Source organism: Streptomyces sp. NPDC001380 (assembly GCF_042895785.1).
Lineage (GTDB): Bacteria > Actinomycetota > Actinomycetes > Streptomycetales > Streptomycetaceae > Peterkaempfera.
Map to the genome: position 1 here is coordinate 115,693 of NZ_JBIAWP010000010.1, position 22,568 is coordinate 138,260.

Below are 22,568 nucleotides of genomic sequence, written 5' to 3' on the forward strand. Positions count from 1 at the left end.
GCGGTCAGCCGAGCGGCGGGGCCAGCACGGTGCGGTCGCAGCGGGAGCGGGCGGCCTTGACCTGCTCGCCGTTGGGGCGGTCGTTGCCGGAGACGCGGGCCGCGGCGCGCTCGGGGGAGGAGCCGTTGCCCCGGTGGCGGGCGCGCAGGCGCTCCTCCCGCAGCCCGTCGGGCGCGTCGACGTACCAGAGGGCGTGCAGCAGGGCGCGGGCGTCGCGCCATCCCGGCCCGTCGAGGGCGAGGTAGTTCCCCTCGGTGACGACGAGGCGGCAGTGGGGCTCGACGGTGTGCCGGGCGGCGACGGGCTCGTGGAGGGCGCGGTCGTAGTCGGGCACGTGGACGGTGTGCGGGGGAGCGCCGGCGATCCGCCGCAGCAGGGCGGCGTAGCCGTGGGCGTCGAAGCTGGGCGGGGACCCCTTGCGGTCCGTGAGGCCCAGCTGTTCCAGCCGGCTGGTGGAGAGGTGGAAGCCGTCCAGGGGCACGTAGGCGGCGGCGCCGTCGCCGAGCCGTTCGCAGGCGGCGGCGACGAGGGCGCGGGCGAGGACGGACTTGCCCGCGCCGGGCGGTCCGGCGAGGCCGAGGAGGGTGCGGGGGCCGGGGAGGGCGAGGGCGTCGTCGAGCAGGCCGGCGAGGGTGTCGGCGGTCTCCCGCGCGGGGGCGGCGTCCGGGCGGCCCTGCCCGGCCCTCCCGTTCCGGCCGTCCCGGCCGTCCTGCTCGGGGCGCTCGTGCCGCAGCCGGGGAGCGGCATGGTCGGGTCGTCGCTGCATGGGACCAGCATGGCCCCTGCGGGAGCCCGCTCCGCCCGCGGTGGCGTTTCGTGTTGCTTCTCGCCGCCGACCGCCCGTCGGCCGCCTCTCCAGGGCGGGAAAGGGGACGCGGCCGCCGCGTCCACCGCAACTTCACCCGCTTCCGCTGTTGACTGGTGGTGCCTTGTGTTTGATTATGTTTGCAGTCGGGGGTGCTGGGAGAGGCGGAGGCCGTGAAGAAGACAACGACCAAACTCGCGGACGGCCGCGAGCTGATCTACTACGACGCCGACGACTCCGCCGTGCGCGACGCCGCCGACACCCTGGACCCCAGACCCCTGGAGCACGTCGCCAGCCTCTCCGAGATCCGCCACGACCCCGTCCTCGACGAGTGGGTCGCCGTCGCCTCCCACCGGCAGGGCCGCATCTACCACCCGCCGGTCGACGAGTGCCCGCTGTGCCCGTCCCGCGACGGCCGGCACACCGAGATCCCCGCGGCCGACTACCAGGTGGCGGTCTTCGAGAACCGCTTCCCGTCCCTGGCCGCCGACGCCGCCGCCCACTACGAGGGCGACACCGGCCCCGGCACCGCCCGCACCACCGGCCCCCTGCCGTACCTGGGCCGCCCCGGCACCGGCCGCTGCGAGGTGGTCTGCTTCACCCAGGAGCACGACCTCTCCTTCGCGGACCTCACCCCCGCCCAGGCCCGCCTGGTCCTCGACGCCTGGACCGACCGCACCGCCGAGCTGTCCGCGATGCCCGGCGTCGAGCAGGTCTTCTGCTTCGAGAACCGCGGCGCCGAGATCGGCGTCACCCTCGGCCACCCCCACGGCCAGATCTACGCCTACCCCTTCACCACCCCCCGCACCGAGCGGATGCTCGCCTCGGCCGCCGCCCACCGCCGCCGCACCGGCCGCAACCTCTTCGAGGACCTCCTCGCCGCCGAGCGCGCCGCCCCCGAACGGGTCGTCGTCGCCGGCGAGCACTGGACGGCGTTCGTCCCCTACGCGGCCCACTGGCCCTACGAGGTGCACCTCTACCCCAACCGCCGGGTCTCCGACCTGACCGCCCTCGACGAGGACCAGCGGGCCGAGTTCCCCGGCATCTACCTCGACCTCCTGCGGCGCTTCGACCGCCTCTTCGTCGAGGACGGGCAGACCGCGCAGGCCTCGCCCACCCCGTACATCGCGGCCTGGCACCAGGCCCCCGTCCGGCAGTCCGCGGCCGCCGGGCGCCCGCCCGCGGCGACCGAGCTGGCCCTGCACCTGGAGCTGTTCACGATCCGGCGTACGGTGGGCAAGCTCAAGTTCCTCGCCGGCAGCGAGTCCGGCATGGACGTGTTCGTCAACGACGTGTCGCCCGAGCGGGCGGCGCAGCGCCTGCGGGAGGTCGCACCATGAGCCAGACGACGCGGAAGTACCTGGTCACCGGCGGGGCGGGATACGTCGGCGGGGTCGTCGCCGCCCACCTGCTGGAGGCCGGACACGCCGTCACCGTGCTGGACGACCTGTCCACCGGCTTCGCCGAGGGCGTCCCTGCGGGCGCCGACTTCGTGCGCGGCCGCATCCAGGACGCCGCCGACGTCCTCGACCCCTCCTACGACGGCGTGCTGCACTTCGCCGCCTCCTCCCAGGTCGGCGAGTCCGTCGCCGACCCCGAGAAGTACTGGCGCAACAACGTCGCCGGGTCGCTGGAACTGATCGCCGCCATGCGCAAGGCGGACGTGCGCACCCTCGTCTTCAGCTCCACCGCCGCCACCTACGGCGAGCCGGAGCAGGTCCCCATCGAGGAGACCGCCCGCACCGCCCCCACCAACCCCTACGGCGCCACCAAGCTCGCCGTCGACCACATGATCACCGGCGAGTGCGCCGCGCACGGCCTGGCCGCCGTCTCCCTGCGCTACTTCAACGTCGCCGGTGCCCACGGCCCGCACGGCGAGCGCCACGACCCCGAGTCGCACCTCATCCCGCTGGTCCTCCAGGTCGCCCTCGGCCGCCGCCCCCACATCTCCGTGTACGGCGACGACTACCCCACCCCCGACGGCACCTGCGTCCGCGACTACATCCACGTCGCCGACCTCGCCGAGGCCCACCTCCTCGCCCTCGACGCCGCCCGCCCGGGCGAGCACCTCATCTGCAACCTCGGCAACGGCAACGGCTTCTCCGTCCGCGAGGTCGTCGAGGCCGTCCGCCGCGTCACCGGCCGCGACATCCCCGCCGTCACCGCCGAGCGCCGCCCTGGCGACCCCGCCGTCCTCGTCGCCTCCGCCGAGCGCGCCAAGGCCGTCCTCGGCTGGCGGCCCAGCCGCACCGACCTCGACGGCATCGTCGCCGACGCCTGGGCCTTCGCCCGCTCCCTGGAGGAGAACCGACCGTGACCGCAGCCACCGACACCACTCCCGCGGCCGCCCACCAGGCGGCGGCCGCGGCCGCCGCGGGCTTCGCCGCCGTCCACGGCGGCGCGCCCGACGGCGTCTGGGCCGCCCCCGGGCGCGTCAACCTCATCGGCGAGCACACCGACTACAACGCCGGCTTCGTGCTGCCCCTCGCCCTCCCGCACACCACGCGGGCGGCCGTGCGGCGCCGCACCGACGGCCTGCTGCGCCTGCACAGCGCCCAGGCCCCCGGCGCCGTCGTCGAACTCCCCGTCGACGCCCTCGCCCCCGGCGCCGCCGAGGGCTGGGCCGCCTACCCCGCGGGCGTGGTGTGGGCGCTGCGCGAGGCCGGGTACGCCGTCGGCGGCGCCGACGTCCACGTCGACAGCGACGTGCCGGCCGGAGCCGGCCTGTCCTCCTCCGCCGCCCTGGAGTGCGCGGTCGCGGCGGCCTTCGCCGACCTCCACGACCTCGGCCCGGAACCCGCCGAGCTGGCCCTGCTCGCCCAGCGCGCCGAGAACGACTTCGTCGGCGTGCCCTGCGGCGTCATGGACCAGACCGCTTCCACCTGCTGCATCGCGGGCCACGCCCTCTTCCTGGACACCCGGGACCTGGCCCGCCGCCACGTCCCGCTCGACCTCGCCGCCGCCGGCCTGCGGCTGCTCGTCGTCGACACCCGCGTCAAGCACGACCTCGCCGACGGCGCCTACGCCGAGCGGCGCGCCGGCTGCGAGCGCGCCGCAGCCCTCCTCGGCGTCCCCGCCCTGCGGGACGTGCCCCTCGACGGGCTGGAGGAGGCCCTGGACCGGCTCACCGAGCCCGCCCTGCGGCCCCTGGTCCGGCACGTCGTCACCGAGGACGCCCGCGTGGAGCGGGTCGTCGCCCTCCTCGATGCGGGCGACCTGCGGGCGGTGGGGCCCGTCCTCACCGCCGGCCACGCCTCGCTGCGGGACGACTTCCGCGTCTCCTGCTTCGAGACCGACCTCGCGGTGGAGGCCGCCGTCACCGCCGGGGCCCTCGGCGCCCGCATGACCGGCGGCGGCTTCGGCGGCTCGGTCATCGCCCTGGTCGAGGAGGACGCCGTCGACCGCGTCGCCGCCGCCGTCGCCGACGCGTTCGCCGCCGCCGGCCGCACCGCCCCCCGCGCCTTCACCGCCGTACCGGCGCAGGGCGCCCGCCGCCTCGCCTGACCCGCGCCGGACCCCTCCCTGACCCCTCCCCGCCCGTGCCGCACACCGCCGCCCGCCCGCCCCGGCACCCGCCGGGACGGGCGGGCGTGTTCACGAAATCCCCACCACCGCCACACCCCGGCCCGTACCCTGAGGGGCGGTGCCGGTGGGGGCCGGCACCGGGGGGCGGTCCCGCCGCGCACGCGCTCTTCCGGCGGCGGCCGAGCCCCGAGTCAGGGGGGTTGGTGATGGGGCGCATCCGTGTCCTGGTGGCCGACGGCCACCGCGTCTTCGCAGAAGCAGTCGCCGCGGCGCTCGCCGCCGAACCGGACATCGACGTCGCGGCGGCGGACAGCACCAGGGCGGCCGAGCAGGCCCTGCGCCGGGCCGCCACCGACGGACGCGCCGTCCACGTCCTGCTCGTCGACGCGGACCTCGGCGCCACCCCGCCCGCCGCCCGCCCGCCGCCCGCACGCCCGCCGCCCGCACGCCGGGCGGCGCCGGACCCCGCGCCCGCACCCCGGCCGCCGACGGGCTCGCCCTCGCCGCCCGCAGCCGCACCGACCACCCCGGCCTCAGGGTCGTGGTCCTCGCGGCCGCCGACGACCCGCGGCGGGCCGTCCGGGCCCTCCAGGCCGGGGCCGGCGCCTGGCTCCCCAGGGACTGCCCCCGCGACCGCCTCACCGCCGTCGTCCGCGGCGTCCTCAGGGACGAGACCCACCTGCCCCCGGCGCTCCTCACCGGAGTCGTCCGCGAACTCGTCGCCACCCGCACCGACCGCGCCGAGAACCGCCGCCTCCTCGACACGCTCACCCCCCGGGAGCGGCAGGTCCTGCGCTGCATGGTCGACGGACTCGGCCGGCAGGCCGCCGCCGAACGCCTCCACCTCTCCCCCCACACCGTGCGCACCCACGTGCAGAACGTCCTGGGCAAGCTCGGCGTGCACTCCGCACTGGCAGCGGTCGCCCTGGCGCGCCGCGCCGGCATGAGCCCCGCGGAGACCGCCGCCGCCGGCGGCTGACCCAAGCCGCACACTCCGTCAGGTCAGGCAACCGGAGGACACATGTCGTCATCCACCAGCGGCCCCGCCGACCGGCACGCCGCCCCCGCCCCACCCGTCACCCCCGCCCCACCCGTCACCCCCGCCCCATCCGCCACCCCCGCCCCATCCGCCACCACCGCCCCATCCGCCACCACCGCCCCCCGCGGCGGCGCCGGCCCGCACCCGGTCCCCGCGCAGGCCGGGACGGGACAGGGCCTGCGCACCCTCGTCGTCGGCGCCGGCTCCGCGGGCTCCGCACTCGTCCGCGACCTCGTCCGCACCCCCGAGTTCGGCCTGCGCCCCGTCGGCGTCCTCGACGACGACCCCGCCAAGATCGGCACCGCCCTGCCCGCCGAGAACCACGCCGTCCCCGTCCTCGGCCCCCTCCGGGACCTCACCGACCTCGCCCTCGCCCACCGCGCCCAGGTCGTCGCCCTCGCCATCCCCGGACTGCCCCACCGCACCGTCCGCCGCCTCGCCACCGCCGCCGCGGCCGCCGGCGCCTCCGTCCGCTACCTGCCGTCCTTCCTCGCCGCCCTGCGCCGCGAGGTCGTCGGCTCCGACATGCGCACCCTGGACGTCAACAAGCTCATCGGCCGCCACGAGGTCCACGTCGCCTCACCCGACGTCCGGTCCGTCATCGCCGGCCGCCGCGTCCTGGTCACCGGCGCCGGCGGCTCCATCGGCGGCGAACTGTGCCGCCAGGTCCACGCCTTCGGCCCCAGCGCCCTCTACATGCTCGACCACGACGAGTCCAACCTCCACCGCCTCCAGCTGGAGATCTGGGGCGAGGCCCTCCTCACCGACGACTCCCTCGTCATCGCCGACATCCGCGACCGCCCCCGCATCCAGCAGATCTTCCGCGACCTGCGGCCCGAGGTCGTCTTCCACGCCGCCGCCCACAAGCACCTGCCGCTGCTGGAGCGCCACCCCTCCGAGGCCGTCAAGTCCAACGTGCTCGGCACCGACCGCCTTGTCGAGGCCGCCCTCGCCACCGGCGTCGAGCGGTTCGTCCTCATCTCCACCGACAAGGCCGCCGACCCCACCTCCGTCCTCGGCGCCAGCAAGCGCCTCGCCGAGCTCATCGTCCAGGCCAACGCCCGCGACGCCCGCAACCTCGGCACCGGCGTCTTCTCCGCCGTCCGCTTCGGCAACGTCCTCGGCTCCCGCGGCTCGCTGCTCTCCGTCCTCGCCGAGCAGATGCGCAGCGGCGGCCCCGTCACCGTCACCCACCCCGACGTCACCCGGTTCTTCATGACCATCGAGGAGGCCGTCGGCCTCGTCCTGGAGGCCGGCCGCATGGCCCGCGGCGGCGAGGTCTTCGTCCTCGACATGGGCGAGCCCGTCCGCATCGTCGACCTCGTCCGCAACTTCGCCCGCCAGGTCAGCCTCGACGTCGACGACGTCGAGATCCGCTTCACCGGCCTGCGCGCCGGCGAGAAGCTCAACGAGGCCCTCTTCTCCGAGGGCGAGGAGCGCCTGCCCACCGACCACCCGCGCATCTTCGCCACCGCCGCCGCCCGGGGCACCGGCCCCGACGACCTCGCCGGCGGCCTCACGGCCCTCTACCGGGCCGCCGACGGCAACGACGACGAGGAGGTCCGCCGCCGCCTCACCACCCTCCTCCCGGGCTACCGCACCCCCGAACCCGCCGTCCCGGCCCTCGCCGCCCCCTACCCCGACGGGTTCTGAACGCCCCGCGGGGCGGGGCCTGCCCGGCCCCCGTCCCGCGGAGCGCGCGGGGCCGCGGACCACCCGGCCCGCGGCCCCGCCCCCAGCGCTGTCAGCGCCCCCCGTGGTGCCGGTGCAGCGCCGCCGCGAACGCGTCCGCGATCACCTGGTGCCCCAGCGGGTTGGCGTGGATGTCCCGGTACGGCGTGCACTCCCAGGTCCACTGGCAGATGCGCGCCACGTTCAGCGGCACCCCGCCCGCACCCGGCAGCTGCACCGTCGTGGCGAAGTCGCCGCTGGAGAACGCCTGGTCCACCGCCGCCACCGCGAAGCCCGTCCCCCGGTACTCCGACGTCAGCAGCGAGGTGAGCCGGTCCTGCAGCGGGCCCGACTGCCGTGCCGTCGCCTGCCCGGCCGCACCGGTCAGCCACAGCGCCAGGTACGGGTTGTAGTACGACATGCCCGCGTAGCGCGGCGCGCCGCCGCCCGCCGCACGCAGCCCCAGCGTGATCCGCGGCAGGTTGCGGGCGACGGTGTCCAGGCCGCCGGAGACGCAGGCGGTGTCGATGGCGCCGCCCGCCAGGCAGCCGCCGATGTCGTTGGCGCCGATGTCCACCGTCAGGAAGCGGACACGCCCCCGGTGCTCGCCCAGGAACCGCGTGGCGGCGTCCAGCTGCGAGGACGCCCCCGGGTAGGAGCACCTCCCGCCGACGATCATCGACGTGGTCGTCTCCCCGCTGCAGCCCAGGCGGACGTGGACCAGCCGCGGGTCGTCCTTCTTCAGCCGCTCGTACAGCCGGTCGGTGTACGAGACGTCGGTGTCCCGGTGCACGTCCGGCTGGTAGCCGGCCGCCAGCGAGTCGCCCAGCGAGACGTAGTAGGTGGCGCGGTCGCCGCCGTGGCCTCCGTGGCGGCCCCCGTCGTGGGCGGACGCGGGCGCCGTCGCCCCCGCGGTGAGCACGACGGCACTGGCCGCCGCGGCCAGCAGCCGCACGGCGGACCGCCACGGGCTGCGGAGTGTTGCGGACACGGATGTGCCCCCCTTCTGCCCGCGCCAGGAGTGCCGGAGGTGGTCGGGCGTCGGCGGCGGGCAGACGGAGTATGCCTACTACCGACGGGTAGCGGGCAAGACCCGTGCACGGACCGGCCCGCGCCGGCGAGGGCCCCGGCGGGCGTCCCGGTTCAGTCCGGCACGTTGTCGAACGGCGCGACCAGCTCCCGCAGCAGCCCTGCCAGCTCCCGGCGCCGCCCCGGCGCCAGCTCCGCCAGCAGCGCCCGCTCGTGCCCCAGCAGCCCCGCCAGCGCCTCGTCCGCCCGGTCCCGCCCCGACGCCGTCAGCCGCACCAGCACCCCGCGCCGGTCGCCCGGGTCCGGCAGCCGCCGCACCAGGCCCTTCTCCGCCAGCCGGTCGATGCGGTTGGTCATGGTCCCCGAGGTCACCAGCGTCTGCGTCAGCAGCTGCCCGGGGGAGAGCTGGTACGGCTCACCCGCCCGCCGCAGCGCCGTCAGCACGTCGAACTCCCACGGCTCCAGGCCGTGCTCCGCGAAGGCCGCGCGGCGGGCCCGGTCCAGGTGGCGCGCCAGCCTGCTGACGCGGCTCAGCACCTCGAGCGGTTCCACGTCGAGGTCCGGGCGCTCACGGCGCCACGCTGCCACCAGGCGGTCGACCTCGTCCTCCATGGCGATCAGTGTAGTGGGCGGTGTGTCGATGTGAAGTCTCTTGACATCGAGACAGGTCGCGTGCACGCTGCATGTGTCTTGACGTCGAGATACTTTGCGGAGCGGACATGACCCGGTGGGACCCCGACCAGTACCTCCGCTACGACAACCACCGCACCCGCCCCCTCCACGACCTCCTCCACCGCATCCCCGCCGACACCCGCCCCCACCGCATCCTCGACCTCGGCTGCGGACCCGGGAACTCCACCGCACCCCTCCGCACCCGCTGGCCCGACGCCCGCATCACCGGCGTCGACACCTCCCCCGAGATGCTCGCCGCCGCCCGCACCCGCCCCACCGGCCCCGACCCCGGCGGCACCGGCACCACCGACTACGTCCTGGCCGACGCCGCCACCTGGGACCCCGCCCCCCACCACCCCGACCTCATCGTCACCAACGCCCTCCTCCAGTGGATCCCCGACCACCTCCCCCTCCTCGACCGCTGGACCCGCGCCCTCACCCCCGGCGGCACCCTCGCCCTCCAGCTCCCCGGCAACTTCGACGCCCCCAGCCACACCCTCCTCGCCGCCCTCCGCACCAGCCCCCGCTGGAAGGACCGCCTCGCCGACGGCGCCCGCCGCGACGCCGCCGCCCACGACCCCGCCGCCTACCTCGACCGCCTCACCGCCGCCCACTGCACCGCCGACGTCTGGGAGACCACCTACCACCAGCTCCTCCCCGGCCCCGACCCCGTCCTCGAATGGGCCAAGGGCACCGCCCTGCGCCCCGTCCTCACCCGCCTCGACCCGCCCGACCGGGCCGCCTTCCTCGACGAGTACGCCGCCCTCCTCCGCCAGGCGTACCCGCCCGGCCCCCACGGCACCGCCTTCCCCTTCCGCCGCATCTTCGCCGTCGCCCGGAGGAACCCGTGAGCGCAGAGGAACCCGTGAGCGCAGAGGAACCCGTGAGCGCAGAGGAACCGATGAGCGCGGACGAACCCGCGACCGCGGAGGAACCCGCGACCACGGAGCAGGGCGTGATCACCGCCCTCGACCACGTCCAGCTCGCCGCCCCGCCCGGCACCGAGGACGCCCTCCGCGCCTACTACACCGGCGCCCTCGGCATGACCGAGATCCCCAAGCCCCCCGCCCTCGCCGCCCGCGGCGGCTGCTGGTTCCAGGCCGGAACCGCCCAGCTCCACCTCGGCGCCGAAGAGGGCTTCACCCCCTCCCGCAAGGCCCACCCCGCCCTCCGCGTCACCGGCATCCACGCCTACGCGCAGCGGCTCACCGAACGCGGCGCCCCCGTCACCTGGGACCACGACCTCCCCGGCCACCACCGCTTCTACTCCCGCGACCCCGCCGGCAACCGCATCGAGTTCCTCGAACCCCACACCCCCGGCACCCCCTGAACCCCGCCCGCCCCGCCCCCCGGCGGAGCAGCCCTCCGCCGCCTCTTCCCCGACGCCCCGCCCGGCGACCCCGCCCAGGCACTCCTGCGGTGCACCGGCCGCACCGCACCCCCCGACCGCCCCCGCCGCACCGCCTGGACCTGGCAGGCCGCCCTCCCCGAACCACCCGCCCCCCGGTGACCCCGCCCCCCGGTGATGGAGACCCTCAGTCCTTCCGCTCCCCCATCAACCGCGGATGCCGCTCCATCCCCTCCAGGCCGTGCCACGCCAGGTTCACCAGGTGCGCCGCCACCTCCGCCTTCGCCGGACGCCGCACCTCCAGCCACCACTGCCCCGTCAGCGCCACCATCCCCACCAGCATCTGCGAGTACATCGGCGCCAGCCGCGGATCGAACCCACGCGACTTGAACTCCAACCCCAGGATGTCCTCCACCTGGGTGGCGATGTCGCTGATCAACGACGCGAACGTCCCCGTCGACTGCGCCACCGGCGAATCCCGCACCAGGATCCTGAACCCGTCCGTCGACGTCTCGATGTAGTCCAGCAGCGCGAACGCCGCCTCCTCCAGCAGCACCCGCGGATGCCCGCCCGTCAACGCCCCCGTCACCATGTCCAGCAGCAGCTGCATCTCCCGGTCCACCACGACCGCGTACAGCCCCTCCTTGCCCCCGAAGTGCTCGTACACCACCGGCTTCGACACCCCGGCCTTCGCCGCGATCTCCTCCACCGACGTCCCGTCGAACCCCCGCTCCGCGAACAGCGTCCGGCCGATCTCCAACAGCTGCTCCCGCCGCTGCTTCCCCGTCATCCGCACCCGGCTCCCCCGCCGGGCCGGCCGCCGCTCCCGACCCGCCGGGGCCGCCCCGGCCGGGGCCGCCCCCGCCGAAACCGCCTCCGACCGGCCGGCCGTACCACCGTCCGCGCTCCTGCCGCTGCTCCCGTTCACCCCCCCATTCTGGAGCAACCCCCCCGGCAGGCGGGCCGTCATTCCGCCCGGCGGGACTCCACCCGCTCCCGGCTCGGCCACCGCACGTCCCGCGCCCACCCCGCCAGCTCGAACCACCGGATCAGCCGCGCCGACGAGTCCACCTGCCCCCGCAGCACCCCGTGCCGCGCCGACGTCGGGTCCGCGTGGTGCAGGTTGTGCCACGACTCGCCGCACGACAGCACCGCCAGCCACCACACGTTCCCCGACCGGTCCCGCGACCGGAACGGACGCCGCCCCACCGCGTGGCAGATCGAGTTGATCGACCACGTCACGTGGTGCAGCAGCGCCACCCGCACCAGCGACCCCCAGAAGAACGCCGTCGCCGCACCCTGCCACGACCACGACAGCAGACCGCCCGCCAGCGGCGGCAGCAGCAGCGACACCGCCGTCCACAGCGGGAACTGCCGCGAGATCCGCCGCACGTCCCGGTCCTGCACCAGGTCCGGCGCGTACTTCCGCTGGTCCGTCTGCTCCTCGTTGAACATCCAGCCCAGGTGCGCCCAGAACAGGCCCTTCAGCAGCGCCGGGACCGTCTCCCCGTACCGCCACGGCGAGTGCGGGTCGCCGTCCTTGTCCGAGTACCGGTGGTGCTTGCGGTGGTCCGCCACCCAGCGCACCACCGGACCCTCCACCGCCATGCTCCCCGCGATCGCCAGCGCGATCCGCAGCCCCCGGTTCGCCTTGAACGAGCCGTGCGTGAAGTAGCGGTGGAAGCCCACCGTGATCCCGTGGCAGGTCGCGAAGTACATCACCGCCGCGATCACCAGGTCACGCACCCCCACCCCCCGGCCCCAGGCGACGGGCACCGCCGCCACCAGCGCCAGGAACGGCACCACGATGAACACGGCGAGCGTCACCCGCTCCACCGTGCCCTGCGTGTCGCCGCCGAGCGTCGCGCTCGGCAGCAGGTCGGGAGCGGCGGCCGTGGGCCGTACCTCGGTGGACTGGGCTGTCATGGGCGTCCCCTTGCTGGGTGTCGGTGGTGCGTGCCGGATGTCGGTGCCGGAGGCCGGCTCTGGACGCCGCCGTCGCGTGCCGGGCGCGGGGTGCCGGATCGGCGGTCCTCGGGTGCCGGACGTCGGCGGACGGGGGCGGAGGCGGCGGCGGGAGCGGAATGACGGGCTCGGGCCTTCGGGAAGGGCCACCTACGGATGCGTAACTTACGCCATCGTAGGTTGGTGCACCCCTCCAGGGGAAGCCCACAGGGCCGAAAGAACGACTTGAGCAGAATCACTCGAACGTGTGATCTATTCGGATATCCCGGACAGGCGCCCGCCCGACGCCCGACGCTGGATCCGTGACCAGCGACAACGCGCCCCACGGCGCCACCCCGACCATCCCCGCCCAGGCCGCACCCGCCGACCCCGTCCTCACCGGATCCACACCTCCGCCACCCGGTCCCGTTCCTGTCCCCGCCCCCCAGGCGGGCCCCGCCGAGACCGACCGCGCCGAGACCGACCTCCGCGAACGGGCCAGGGCCCTCCGCCGCGCCGGCCACAGCCGCCGCAGCATCCGCGAACAGCTCGGCATCCGCAGCGAGGACCGGCTCGGCCGCCTCCTCCAGGGCGAGCCCCCGCCCGAGTGGACCCGCCGCCCCCGCGCCAAGGACCACCTCCGCGCCCGCGCCCGCGAACTGCGCCTCGAAGGGAGGACCTACGACGAGATCAGCGCCGAGCTGGACGTCTCCAAGAGCTCCGTCTCCCTCTGGGTCCGCGACCTGCCGAGACCGGCCCCGCGCATGACGCCGGAGGAGAAGGCGCGCCACATGAACGAAGTGCGATGGGAACCGCTGCGGCGTGAGCGCGATGCGGAGCGGCGGGCGGTGAAGGCTGCGGCCCACGCCGAGATCGGACAGCTCTCCGAGCGGGAGCTCTTTATGATCGGTGTGGCCCTGTACTGGGCCGAGGGTGCCAAGGACAAGGCGTACGACCGCCGCGAGGCCGTCGGCTTCATCAACAGCGATCCTGGCGTCGTCCACGTCTACCTCGCCTGGCTGAGGCTCCTCGGCGTGGAGGAGTCCCGGTGGCGGCTGCGGGTCCACATCCATGAGACGGCGGACATCGAAGCGGCGGAGCGCTACTGGGCGGAACTGGCAGGATTCGACCCCGCGGCGCTGCAGCGGACGACAGTCAAGAGGCACAACCCTGCGACGAACCGCAGGAACACCGGCAGTGCCTACCGCGGATGCCTCTTCGTGAAGGTGCTGGACGCGGCTGACCTTTACCGTCGCATCGAGGGCTGGTGGTGCGGCATAGTGTCTGCTGTCGAAGGTCAGGACCTCGGTCCTGCCGAGTGACGAGCTTTCCGCCGTGGTGTAAGGGCAGCACAGGGTCTTTTGGTGGCCTTAGTCTGGGTTCGAATCCTAGCGGCGGAGCTCCTTTTCTGATCGTTTCCGATCGCTTGCGGGTGGCCGTTCCCCGCACCCCCGTTATTCTCAAGGCGTCCGGGTACGCCTGTGCGGATGTGCGTCCCGGCCCGTCCCCGCCCCCAGCAATGCCGAGGAGCCTCCCGCGTGAGTGCCAACTCCCCCGCCGCCGTCATCGTTCTCGCCGCGGGTGAGGGCACCCGCATGAAGTCGCCGTCGCTGCCGAAGGTGCTGCACCCCATGGCCGGGCGCACCCTGGTCGGGCACGCGGTGGCCGCGGGCCGTGAGCTGGAGCCGGAGCACCTGGTGGTCGTGGTGGGCCACATGCGGGAGAAGGTCGTGGCGCACCTGGCCGAGGTGGACCCGGGGGTCCGGACGGCGGTGCAGGAGGAGCAGAACGGCACCGGGCACGCGGTGCGGGTGGCGCTGGAGTCGCTGGCCGCGGACGGCGTGGCGGTGGACGGCACGGTGGTGGTGACGACGGGGGACGCCCCGCTGCTGACGGGGGAGACGCTGCGGGCGCTGGCGGAGGAGCACGCGTCGCGGGGGAACGGGGTGACGGTGCTCACGGCGGTGGTGCCGGACGCGTCGGGCTACGGGCGGATCCTGCGGGACGCGGACGGCGCGGTGTCGGCGATCGTGGAGCACAAGGACGCGTCGGAGGAGCAGCTGGCGGTGTCGGAGGTGAACTCGGGGGTGTTCGCGTTCGACGGGAAGCTGCTGGTGGAGGCGCTGGGGCAGCTGCGGACGGACAACAGTCAGGGGGAGGAGTACCTGACCGACGTGCTGGGGATCCTGCGGGAGGCGGGTCACCGGGTGGGTGCGGTGGTGGCGGGGGACTTCCGGGACATCCTGGGGATCAACGACCGGGTGCAGCTGGCGGAGGCGCGCCGGATCCTGAACGGTCGGCTGCTGGAGCGGGCGATGCGGGCGGGTGTGACGGTGGTGGATCCGGCGTCGGTGTGGATGGACGTGTCGGTGTCGTTCGAGCCGGACGCGGTGGTGCTGCCGAATGTGCAGCTGTACGGGGAGACGCATCTGGGGGCGGGTTCGGAGGTGGGTCCGAACTGTTCGCTGACGGACACGGTGGTGGGTGCGGGGGCGCGTGTGAGCAACGCCACTGCGGACCGTGCGGAGGTGGGTCCGGGGGCGTCGGTGGGGCCGTACGCGTACCTGCGTCCGGGGGCGCGGCTGGCTCGGGGGGCGAAGGTGGGGACGTACGTGGAGGTGAAGAACTCGTCGTTGGGTGAGGGGGCGAAGGTTCCGCACCTGTCGTACATCGGGGACGCGGAGATCGGTGAGGGGTCGAACATCGGGGCGGCGTCGGTGACGGTGAACTACGACGGCGTCAACAAGCACCGGACGGTGGTGGGTGCGCACTGCCGGACCGGTTCGGACACGATGTTCATCGCGCCGGTGACGGTGGGGGACGGGGCGTACACGGCGGCGGGTTCGGTGATCACGAAGGATGTGCCGGCGGGTGCGCTGGCGGTGGCGCGGGGGCAGCAGCGGAACATCGAGGGCTGGGTGGAGCGTCGTCGGGAGGGGTCGGCTGCGGCGCTTGCTGCTGCTGCGTCGCGGGGGGCGGGCGGGGTTGCGTCGGGGGAGGTTGCGGCTGCTCCCGGGGCGGACGGTTCGGTCGGGGGCGCGTAACCTGGTGGACATGCGTGCGCTGCGGGTCCGATGCCCGGCCTGTGGTGGCGTTTCCCTTTTTGAACGGCCAGTCGCCCGGTTCCGGAGCGCGGACCTGTGTGCGGCAGCAACCGAGGAGACGGTGCAGTGACCGGCATCACCACGTCCGGTGAGAAGAATCTTCGACTCTTCTCCGGCCGGGCCCACCCGGAGCTGGCGAAGGAGGTCGCCGAGCAGCTGGGGACCGAGCTGGTTCCGACCAAGGCGTTCGACTTCGCCAACGGCGAGATCTATGTGCGGTTCCTGGAGTCGGCGCGTGGTGCGGACTGCTTCGTCATGCAGAGCCACACGGCGCCGATCAACCAGTGGGTCATGGAGCAGTTGATCATGATCGATGCTCTGAAGCGGGCCTCCGCGCGGAGCATCACGGCGATCCTGCCGTTCTACGGGTACGCGCGTCAGGACAAGAAGCACCTGGGCCGTGAGCCGATCTCGGCGCGGCTGGTCGCGGACCTGCTGCGGACGGCGGGTGCGGACCGGCTGATGGCGGTGGACCTGCACACGGCGCAGATCCAGGGTTTCTTCGACGGGCCGGTGGACCACCTGTTCGCGCTGCCGATGCTGGCGGACTACGTGGCGACGCGGGTGGCGGCGGACCGGCTGACGGTGGTGTCGCCGGACGCGGGCCGGGTGCGGGTGGCGGACCAGTGGTCGGACCGGCTGGCTGCGCCGCTGGCGATCATCCACAAGCGGCGTGACCCGAACGTGGCGAACAAGGTGATGTCGGCCGAGGTGGTCGGTGATGTGCGCGGCCGGGTGTGCGTGCTGGTCGACGACATGATCGACACGGCGGGCACGATCTGTGCGGCCGCGGACGCGCTGTTCGAGAACGGTGCGGCGGACGTGATCGTGGCGGCGACGCACGGTGTGCTGTCGGGTCCGGCGGCGGACCGGCTGAAGAACTCGCGGGTGAGCGAGTTCGTCTTCACGAACACGCTGCCGACGCCTGCGTCGCTGGGGATGGACAAGGTGACGACGCTGTCGATCGCGCCGTCGATCGCGGCGGCGATCCGTGAGGTGTTCGAGGACGGTTCGGTGACGAGTCTGTTCGAGGGCGTGCACTGACGGTTCCGCCGTCCGTGTGATCGGCCCGCCGCCGGATTCGTCCGGCGGCGGGCCGATTTCGTTCCTGTGCGGGGGAGCGGGTAGGATCGGGGGGTTGCTCGGCGAGGGAGGCCGTACGGCTCGCGAGGGCTCGGCTTCCGTGATCGACGCGCTGCTGCGAGTTCCGTGCGTGCTGCCGCCGAGTGATCTGCCCCGAATTTCCGAGGGTGTGGTCCCGGCGGCTTTCTGTTGTTCCGTCCGCACCCCGCGTATGCCACGAGGAGTGCTGTCGTGTCCGAGGTCCGTCTTGCCGCTGAGCCCCGTACCGAGTTCGGCAAGGGCGCTGCCCGCCGTGCCCGCCGTGCCGGTCTGGTCCCGGGTGTGGTCTACGGCCACGGCCAGGAGCCGGTCCACCTGAACCTGCCCGGCCACGACCTGATGATGGCCCTGAAGACCCCGAACGTGCTGATCTCCCTGCCGATCGGCGGCAAGGACGAGTTCGTGCTGCCGAAGGCCGTGCAGCGGGACCCGATCAAGGGCTTCCTGGAGCACGTCGACCTGCTGCTGGTGAAGCGCGGCGAGAAGGTCACCGTCGAGATCCCGGTGCTGACCGAGGGCGAGCTGGCCCCGGGCGGCAACCTGCTGGAGCACGTCCTGAACGCGCTGCCGGTCGAGGCCGAGGCCACCCACCTGCCCGAGAACGTCACCGTGTCGGTGGAGGGCCTGGAGGCCGGCGCCTCGATCCACGCCAAGGACATCGAGCTGCCGAAGGGCACCACCCTGGCCGTCGAGGAGGACGCCGTGGTGCTGCACGTCGTCGCCGCGCAGGTCGAGCAGGCCCCGGCCGAGGAGGGCGCCGAGGCCGCCGAGGCCGCTCCGGCCGCCGAGGGCTCCGAGGCCTGATCCGGTCGCGGATCCGTTCGTCGCCGCTGCCCCGGCCCGCTCCGGCGGGTCGGGGCAGCGGTGCGTCCGGACCCGGCGGTCGGGGCGGGCGGCCGTGCGGGGTGGGGGTGTGCGGCGATGATGGTGGCCGCCGGCGGCGCGGGCCGGGCGGCCGCGGTGGTGTCGTGGTGGTGCCGTGGTGGTGCCGTGGTGGTGTGTGGTGTCGAGTTCGGGAGTGGAGCGGGCGATGAGCAGCGGTGACGGCGGTTACACGGGTCCGTGGCTGGTGGTGGGCCTGGGCAATCCGGGGGAGCAGTACGCGCGCAACCGGCACAACGTGGGCTGGATGGTGGCGGACCTGCTGGCGGAGCGGATGGGTGCGCGGTTCAAGGCGCACAAGAGCCGCAACCAGGTGGCGGACGGCCGGCTGTCGGGGCAGCGGGTGGTGCTGGCGAAGCCGATGTCGTACATGAACCTGTCGGGCGGTCCGGTGACGGCGCTGCGGGACTTCTACAAGGCCCCGGCGTCGGCGCTGGTGGTGGTCCACGACGAGCTGGACATCGACTTCGGGGTGCTGCGGCTGAAGCTGGGCGGGGGCGACAACGGCCACAACGGGCTGAAGTCGATCACGAAGTCGCTGGGGCCGGACTACCACCGGGTGCGGTTCGGGGTGGGGCGGCCGCCGGGGCGGATGCAGGTGGCGGACTTCGTGCTGAAGGACTTCTCCGCGGCGGAGCGCAAGGAGCTGGACTGGTTCGTGGACCGGGCGGCGGACGCGGTGGAGGCGCTGGTGTCGGAGGGGCTGGAGCGGGCGCAGCAGTCGTACAACACGTAGCGGCGCGGACCGGGTGGCCTGCCGTCTGCCGCCCAGTCGCCTGCCGAAGTGAGGCGGCGGGTCCGGTCGGCCCGTGTCCCGCTGGGCCGCCGGGAGGCCTGCGCCGGGGTGCCCGTGCTGCCGTTTGCGGGCGGGTGCGGAGACGGGTGCGCGGCCCCGGGTGCGGCGGTGCCCTGCGGGGTCCCGCGGAGTCCCCGGGCGTGGTCCGGCGGGCCGCCTTCCGTGCGGCCGGGTGCGGGGCTGCGGTCGGCCTGCCGCCGGTCGGCGCTGGTGCGGGGCGGGTCGCGGGGGGTAGCGTGCGGCGCCGACGGGCCGGAGGCGGGGGCGGTGGAAGGCCGGACCCCGTGTGTCGAGTCCCGGGAGTGCGTGGTGGCGGTGGCGAGGACGGCGGAGCGGAGGGCCGGGGCAGCCGGGTCCGCGGAGCGGACGGCGGCGGGGTCCGGGGCGCGGCGGCCGGAGGCGGCGCCGCGGTTCAAGGGGCGGCGCAGCCGGATACGCCGGGCCGGTGAGCGGGCGGTGGGGATGGCGCTGCTGCTGCGGCTGCTGGCGGTGTGGGCGGTGGTGCTGGTGCTGCTGGGGGCGGCGGCCTGGTCGAGCTGGCAGGGGTGCCGGGACGCGGTGCTGGGGGGCCGGGAGCGGGGGGTGCTGACGGTGCGGTCGTGCGATCCGGGGGTGTGCCGGGGGTCGTTCGTGCCGGACGGTGCGGACGGGTCGTCGCGGCTGGTGTCGGTGGCGCGGTCGGAGGTGCCGGCGGGGGGCCGTCCGGTGGCGGGGGGCCGTTCGGGGGTGCTGCACGCGTGGATCCCGTTCGGCGGTGCGCTGCTGCTGGGCGCGGCGCTGGTGGGGGCGGTGCTGCGGTGGCGGCGCACGGCGTGGGCGGGTGCGGTGCTGGGGGCGGCGGTGCTGGGCGGGGCGTTCGCGGTGTCGTCGTCCTGATCCGGGCGGCCGGCGCTGCGGTGGCGGGGTGCGGGGGTGCCGGGGTGCGGGTCGTGGCAGGTCGGTGCGGACCGTCGCAGGTCGGCGCAGGTCGGCGTGGGTCGGCGCTGGTCCGTGCGGACCGTCGCAGGTCGGCGCTGGTCCGTGCGGGCCGTCGCGGGTCGGCGGGGGTCGGCGGGGGTGTCCCGGTGGGGGCCCGGGTGCGGCCGGGTGCTCGGGTCTCCGCGGTCCTCCGGGGCCGCCCTTCCTGACGGTTGCTCAGTTCACCTCCTGGTGCCGGTGCTTGGAGGTGCAGGGCTTGTGAGGATGCGTGGCCGAAGTGTTACCCGCCGACCGGGGGGTGGGTTGTGTCCCGTTTCGGCGGGGTTCGTGGGTGGCGGGGTGTCCGATCCGGACAGTTTTGACGTGTATGCGGCGAATTGATTTCACCCCCGTGGCGGATGACGATGGGTGGTGTTCCTGGGCCCGGCGTGCTCAGTGCCTCCCCTCCTCCGGCCTCCTTGCTGCCGGACGCCGCCTGACCATCCCGTCCGGGCCCCGTGCGACCAGACCTAAGGGGTACGTGTGTCCTTCTCGCGACGCACCCGCGCGGCCCGGTTCCTCGGCGCCGCGGCACTGACGACCACCGCGGTGATGGGCGGCGCCGGCGCGGCGCACGCCGAGTCGGCCGGGGCCGCCGCCTCGCCGGGTCCGCGGGTGGCGCCCGCGTCAGCGCCGGTGGCGCCGCTGCTCGCGGACACCGGCAGTGAGGACACGGGCCTGCTGGTGGTGTACGCGGGGCTGCTGGTGGCGGCGGGCGGCGGCGCGCTGTGGGCGCTGCGCCGCCGTGAGGAGCCGGCCGTGCACTGACCGTGCACTGAGCCGCGGGCTCCGGCCGCGGGGGTGTCCCCGGCGCTTCGGACACGACGGAGGGCCCGTCCGCACCGCTTCGAGCGGGTGCGGGCGGGCCCTCCGTCGTGGCGCGGCCCTGCGGCCGGTCCGGGGCCCGGGCCCCGGACCGGCCGGTCCGGTCAGCCGGTGTTGCGCAGGCCGGCGGCGATGCCGTTGACGGTGAGCAGCAGGGCGCGGGAGACCAGCGGGTCCTCCTCGGCGCCGCGGGCGGCGTCCTCGCGCTGGCGGCGAAGCAGGGCGACCTGCAGGTAGGAGATGGGGTCGAGGTAGGCGTCGCGGACGGTGAAGGTCTGCTTGAGGACGGGGTTGTGCTCCAGCAGCTCGTTCTCGCCGGTGAGGCGCAGCACCTCCTTGAGGGTGAGGTGGTGTTCGGCCTCGATGGTCGCGAAGACGTGCTTGAGCTCGTCGGGGACGAGCTGCTCGACGTAGTGGCGGGCGATCCGCAGGTCGGTCTTGGCGAGGGTCATGGCGACGTTGGAGAGGAAGTTGCGGAAGAAGTGCCACTCGCCGTGCATCTCGTCGAGGACGTCGCCGAGGCCGGCGTCGCGGGCGGCGGCGAGGCCGGAGCCGACGCCGTACCAGCCGGGGACGATCTGCCGGGACTGGGTCCAGCCGAAGACCCAGGGGATGGCGCGCAGGCCGTCGAGTCCGGCGCCGGAGTCGGGGCGGCGGGAGGGGCGGGAGCCGAGGTGCAGGGAGGCGAGCTGGTCGACGGGGGTGGAGGCGAAGAAGTACTTGGGGAGGTCGGGGTCCTCGACGAGCCTGCGGTAGGCGGTGTGGGAGGCCTCGGAGACGGTGTCCATGCAGGCGTCCCAGCGGGCCAGGGCCTCGGCGGACTGGCGGGGGGATGTGTGGAGGGCGGAGGCCTGGAGGGTGGCGGAGACGGTGAGCTCCAGGTTCTCCCGGGCGAGGGAGGGGATGAGGTACTTGTCGGAGATCACCTCGCCCTGTTCGGTGACCTTCATCTCGCCGTCGAGGGTGCCCCAGGGCTGGGCGAGGATCGCCTCGTGGGAGGGGCCGCCGCCGCGGCCGACGGTGCCGCCGCGGCCGTGGAAGAGGCGCAGGCGGATGCCGTAGCGGCGGGCGACGTCGCGCAGGCGGCGCTGGGCGCGGTGGATCTCCCACTGGGAGGTGGTGATGCCGCCGAACTTGGAGGAGTCGGAGTAGCCGAGCATGACCTCCTGGACGTCGCCGCGCAGGGAGACGAGGAGGCGGTAGGAGGGGTCGGCGAGCATGTCGTCGAGGATGCGGTCGGCCTGCTGGAGTTCGTCGGTGGTCTCCAGCAGCGGCACGATGCCGATGCGGGCGACGCCGGCGTGGAGGTCGATGAGGCCGGCCTCGCGGGCGAGGACGGCGGCGGCGAAGACGTCGTCGGCGCCCTGGCACATGGAGATGATGTAGCTCTCGACGATCTCGTCGCCGAAGCGCTCGAAGCCCTCGCGGACGGTCTGGAAGACGCCGAGGGTCTTGGCCCCGGCGGCGTCGAGGGGGGCGGGGGTGGGGGCGAGGGGGCGGCGGGAGCGCAGTTCGCGGGCGAGGAGCTTCTGCCGGTACTCGCGGGGCATGTCCTCGTAGCGCCAGGCCTCCTCGCCGAGGCGGTCGAAGAGCTGGCCGAGGGCGTGGTGGTGGGCGTCGGCGTGCTCGCGGACGTCCATGGTGGCGAGCTGGAGGCCGAAGGCCTCGACGGTGCGGATGGCGCGGGCGAGGCGGCCGTCGGCGATGAGGCCGCCGCGGTGGGCGCGCAGGGAGTCCTGGATGAGCCTGAGGTCGGCGACGAGCTCGCGGGTGCCGCGGTAGTCGCGGCCGGGCTGGTGGGCGGTGCCGGCGGCGAGGCGGTCGCGGGTGTTGACGAGCTTCTCGCGGACGCAGGTGGCCTTGAGCCGGTAGGGCTCCTCGGCGTTCATGCGCTTGTAGCGGGGGCTCAGCTCGGGGAGGGCCTCGAGGTCGGCGGCGAGGGAGTCGAGGAGCTCCTGGGAGGCGCCGGCGAGGCGGACGGAGGTGGAGAGGGTGGCGCGCAGGTCGTCGACGGTCTCCAGGGCGTCCTTGATGCCGTACTCGTGCTGGAGGATGAGGACGTCGCGGGTGACGGCGGGGGTGACGTTGGGGTTGCCGTCGCGGTCGCCGCCGATCCAGGTGCCGAAGGTGAGGGGGCGGACGCCCTCGGGGAGGGCGAGGCCGACGCGGGCGAGCTCCTCGTGGAGCTCCTCCAGGACCTCGGGGACGGCCCCGCGGTACAGCTCGTCGAGGTAGTAGACGGCGTTGCGGGCCTCGTCGGTGGGCTCGGGACGGGCGATGCGCAGTTCGTCGGTCTGCCACAGCAGGTCGATGACCTCGGCGAGGCGCCGGTCGGCCTGGCGGCGGGCGGAGCTGTGGCGGTCGGGGTCGGCCTCGGCGAGTCCGGAGACGGTGTGCTCGCGGTGGGTCCGGTCGAGGAGTTCGGCGATGCGGCGCAGCTTGTTGAGGACGCTGCGGCGGGCGGCCTCGGTGGGGTGGGCGGTGAAGACGGGCCGCACGGCGAGGTGGGTGAGGGTGTCGGCGAGGTGCCGGGGGTCGGCGTCGGCGAGCCGGTCGGCGGTGCGGGCGATGGTGGAGCCCTCGCGGGCGCGCTGCACGGACAGTTCGCGGCCGCGGTGGACCTGCTCGGTGACGTTGGCGAGCTGGAAGTAGGTGGAGAAGGCACGGACCAGCTTGGCGGCCGTGTCGAGGTCGGTCTGCTCCAGCAGGCGGGCGGCAGCGGCGCCGTCGCTGCGGGTGAGGTGGCGGACCTCCTCGACGAGGTCGAGCAGCTCCTGGCCCTCCTGGCGGACGAGGGTCTCGCCGAGGAGGTCGCCCAGGCGGCGGATGTCGGCGCGCAGCGCGGCGTT

At 74.6% G+C, this 22,568-nt stretch carries 20 protein-coding genes and 1 tRNA gene; 15 read left to right on the forward strand and 6 right to left on the reverse strand.

What is annotated here, in order from left to right; translation table 11 throughout:
* Positions 1 to 4: 4 nt before the first annotated feature.
* Positions 5 to 766, reverse strand: coding sequence for a nucleoside/nucleotide kinase family protein (locus ACFY07_RS14855; protein ID WP_390869013.1), 762 nt, complete (start codon positions 764 to 766; stop codon positions 5 to 7).
* Positions 767 to 978: 212 nt separating this feature from the next.
* Here ACFY07_RS14855 and galT point away from each other — a divergent pair, with 212 nt between their 5' ends.
* The 5 genes from galT (at position 979) to ACFY07_RS14880 (ending at position 7,022) form a co-directional block, all read left to right on the forward strand.
* Complete coding sequence (gene galT / locus ACFY07_RS14860; RefSeq protein ID WP_390869014.1) at positions 979 to 2,145, forward strand: galactose-1-phosphate uridylyltransferase; 1,167 nt, start codon at positions 979 to 981, stop codon at positions 2,143 to 2,145.
* Positions 2,142 to 3,122, forward strand: coding sequence for a UDP-glucose 4-epimerase GalE (gene galE / locus ACFY07_RS14865; protein ID WP_390869015.1), 981 nt, complete (start codon positions 2,142 to 2,144; stop codon positions 3,120 to 3,122). Before galT ends, galE begins: the two co-directional genes overlap by 4 nt.
* A complete protein-coding gene (galK, locus tag ACFY07_RS14870) occupies positions 3,119 to 4,309 on the forward strand; it encodes a galactokinase (protein WP_390869016.1) in 1,191 nt (396 codons plus the stop codon). The genes galE and galK overlap by 4 nt, the downstream gene beginning before the upstream one ends.
* A 562-nt stretch (positions 4,310 to 4,871) precedes the next feature.
* On the forward strand, positions 4,872 to 5,309 hold the full coding sequence (locus ACFY07_RS14875; RefSeq protein WP_390869017.1) for a LuxR C-terminal-related transcriptional regulator: 438 nt from the start codon (positions 4,872 to 4,874) through the stop codon (positions 5,307 to 5,309).
* A gap of 42 nt (positions 5,310 to 5,351) precedes the next feature.
* Positions 5,352 to 7,022 (forward strand): polysaccharide biosynthesis protein, encoded by a 1,671-nt coding sequence (locus ACFY07_RS14880; protein ID WP_390869019.1) that lies wholly within the window; start codon positions 5,352 to 5,354, stop codon positions 7,020 to 7,022.
* 91 nt (positions 7,023 to 7,113) lie between these two features.
* Here the strand turns inward: ACFY07_RS14880 and ACFY07_RS14885 are convergent, their stop codons facing one another.
* Together ACFY07_RS14885 and ACFY07_RS14890 are read right to left on the reverse strand one after the other, a co-directional pair.
* Positions 7,114 to 8,031, reverse strand: coding sequence for an SGNH/GDSL hydrolase family protein (locus ACFY07_RS14885; protein WP_390869020.1), 918 nt, complete (start codon positions 8,029 to 8,031; stop codon positions 7,114 to 7,116).
* Positions 8,032 to 8,183: 152 nt separating this feature from the next.
* Positions 8,184 to 8,681 carry a MarR family winged helix-turn-helix transcriptional regulator gene (locus ACFY07_RS14890; protein ID WP_230653049.1) on the reverse strand — a complete coding sequence of 166 codons (498 nt, stop codon included), beginning with the start codon at positions 8,679 to 8,681 and terminating at the stop codon, positions 8,184 to 8,186.
* A 107-nt stretch (positions 8,682 to 8,788) separates the two neighbouring features.
* Here ACFY07_RS14890 and ACFY07_RS14895 point away from each other — a divergent pair, with 107 nt between their 5' ends.
* On the forward strand, positions 8,789 to 9,592 hold the full coding sequence (locus tag ACFY07_RS14895; RefSeq protein WP_390869021.1) for a trans-aconitate 2-methyltransferase: 804 nt from the start codon (positions 8,789 to 8,791) through the stop codon (positions 9,590 to 9,592).
* A gap of 104 nt (positions 9,593 to 9,696) precedes the next feature.
* Positions 9,697 to 10,071 (forward strand): VOC family protein, encoded by a 375-nt coding sequence (locus ACFY07_RS14900; protein ID WP_390869112.1) that lies wholly within the window; start codon positions 9,697 to 9,699, stop codon positions 10,069 to 10,071.
* A 205-nt stretch (positions 10,072 to 10,276) separates the two neighbouring features.
* On the opposite strand, the gene ACFY07_RS14905 is transcribed toward ACFY07_RS14900, so the two are convergent.
* A complete protein-coding gene (locus tag ACFY07_RS14905) occupies positions 10,277 to 10,879 on the reverse strand; it encodes a TetR/AcrR family transcriptional regulator (protein ID WP_230653043.1) in 603 nt (200 codons plus the stop codon).
* A 176-nt stretch (positions 10,880 to 11,055) separates the two neighbouring features.
* Positions 11,056 to 12,015, reverse strand: a complete 960-nt coding sequence (locus tag ACFY07_RS14910) for an acyl-CoA desaturase (protein ID WP_390869022.1) — start codon at positions 12,013 to 12,015, stop codon at positions 11,056 to 11,058.
* A gap of 341 nt (positions 12,016 to 12,356) precedes the next feature.
* Here ACFY07_RS14910 and ACFY07_RS14915 point away from each other — a divergent pair, with 341 nt between their 5' ends.
* From ACFY07_RS14915 to ACFY07_RS14950, 8 genes are all read left to right on the forward strand, one after another.
* Positions 12,357 to 13,355, forward strand: a complete 999-nt coding sequence (locus tag ACFY07_RS14915; protein ID WP_390869023.1) for a hypothetical protein — start codon at positions 12,357 to 12,359, stop codon at positions 13,353 to 13,355.
* 7 nt (positions 13,356 to 13,362) lie between these two features.
* Positions 13,363 to 13,433 (forward strand) — tRNA-Gln (locus tag ACFY07_RS14920).
* Positions 13,434 to 13,571: 138 nt separating this feature from the next.
* Positions 13,572 to 15,077: a bifunctional UDP-N-acetylglucosamine diphosphorylase/glucosamine-1-phosphate N-acetyltransferase GlmU gene (gene glmU, locus ACFY07_RS14925; protein ID WP_390869024.1), complete on the forward strand. Its 1,506-nt coding sequence runs from the start codon at positions 13,572 to 13,574 to the stop codon at positions 15,075 to 15,077.
* A 126-nt stretch (positions 15,078 to 15,203) separates the two neighbouring features.
* The gene (locus ACFY07_RS14930; RefSeq protein ID WP_230653035.1) at positions 15,204 to 16,181 is read left to right on the forward strand and encodes a ribose-phosphate diphosphokinase; all 978 of its coding nucleotides are present in this window, start codon (positions 15,204 to 15,206) and stop codon (positions 16,179 to 16,181) included.
* 270 nt (positions 16,182 to 16,451) lie between these two features.
* Entirely contained in the window at positions 16,452 to 17,063 is a 612-nt protein-coding gene (locus tag ACFY07_RS14935; RefSeq protein ID WP_390869025.1) for a 50S ribosomal protein L25/general stress protein Ctc, read from the forward strand.
* Between the two features lie 226 nt (positions 17,064 to 17,289).
* Positions 17,290 to 17,877 (forward strand): aminoacyl-tRNA hydrolase, encoded by a 588-nt coding sequence (pth, locus tag ACFY07_RS14940; protein WP_390869026.1) that lies wholly within the window; start codon positions 17,290 to 17,292, stop codon positions 17,875 to 17,877.
* A gap of 516 nt (positions 17,878 to 18,393) precedes the next feature.
* Positions 18,394 to 18,813, forward strand: a complete 420-nt coding sequence (locus tag ACFY07_RS14945; protein WP_390869027.1) for a hypothetical protein — start codon at positions 18,394 to 18,396, stop codon at positions 18,811 to 18,813.
* 564 nt (positions 18,814 to 19,377) lie between these two features.
* Positions 19,378 to 19,662 carry an LPXTG cell wall anchor domain-containing protein gene (locus ACFY07_RS14950; protein ID WP_230653027.1) on the forward strand — a complete coding sequence of 95 codons (285 nt, stop codon included), beginning with the start codon at positions 19,378 to 19,380 and terminating at the stop codon, positions 19,660 to 19,662.
* Positions 19,663 to 19,823: 161 nt separating this feature from the next.
* Here the strand turns inward: ACFY07_RS14950 and ppc are convergent, their stop codons facing one another.
* Positions 19,824 to 22,559, reverse strand: coding sequence for a phosphoenolpyruvate carboxylase (ppc, locus tag ACFY07_RS14955; RefSeq protein ID WP_390869113.1), 2,736 nt, complete (start codon positions 22,557 to 22,559; stop codon positions 19,824 to 19,826).
* Positions 22,560 to 22,568: the final 9 nt, after the last annotated feature.

What these genes read in the sequence shown, in the direction of transcription:
- ACFY07_RS14855 (WP_390869013.1), bottom strand. Translation starts at nt 766, where the DNA reads ATGCAGCGACGACCCGACCATGCCGCTCCCCGGCTGCGGCACGAGCGC.
- galE (WP_390869015.1), top strand. Translation starts at nt 2,142, where the DNA reads ATGAGCCAGACGACGCGGAAGTACCTGGTCACCGGCGGGGCGGGATAC.
- ACFY07_RS14880 (WP_390869019.1), top strand. Translation starts at nt 5,352, where the DNA reads ATGTCGTCATCCACCAGCGGCCCCGCCGACCGGCACGCCGCCCCCGCC.
- ACFY07_RS14890 (WP_230653049.1), bottom strand. Translation starts at nt 8,681, where the DNA reads ATGGAGGACGAGGTCGACCGCCTGGTGGCAGCGTGGCGCCGTGAGCGC.
- ACFY07_RS14895 (WP_390869021.1), top strand. Translation starts at nt 8,789, where the DNA reads ATGACCCGGTGGGACCCCGACCAGTACCTCCGCTACGACAACCACCGC.
- ACFY07_RS14905 (WP_230653043.1), bottom strand. Translation starts at nt 10,879, where the DNA reads ATGACGGGGAAGCAGCGGCGGGAGCAGCTGTTGGAGATCGGCCGGACG.
- ACFY07_RS14910 (WP_390869022.1), bottom strand. Translation starts at nt 12,015, where the DNA reads ATGACAGCCCAGTCCACCGAGGTACGGCCCACGGCCGCCGCTCCCGAC.
- pth (WP_390869026.1), top strand. Translation starts at nt 17,290, where the DNA reads ATGAGCAGCGGTGACGGCGGTTACACGGGTCCGTGGCTGGTGGTGGGC.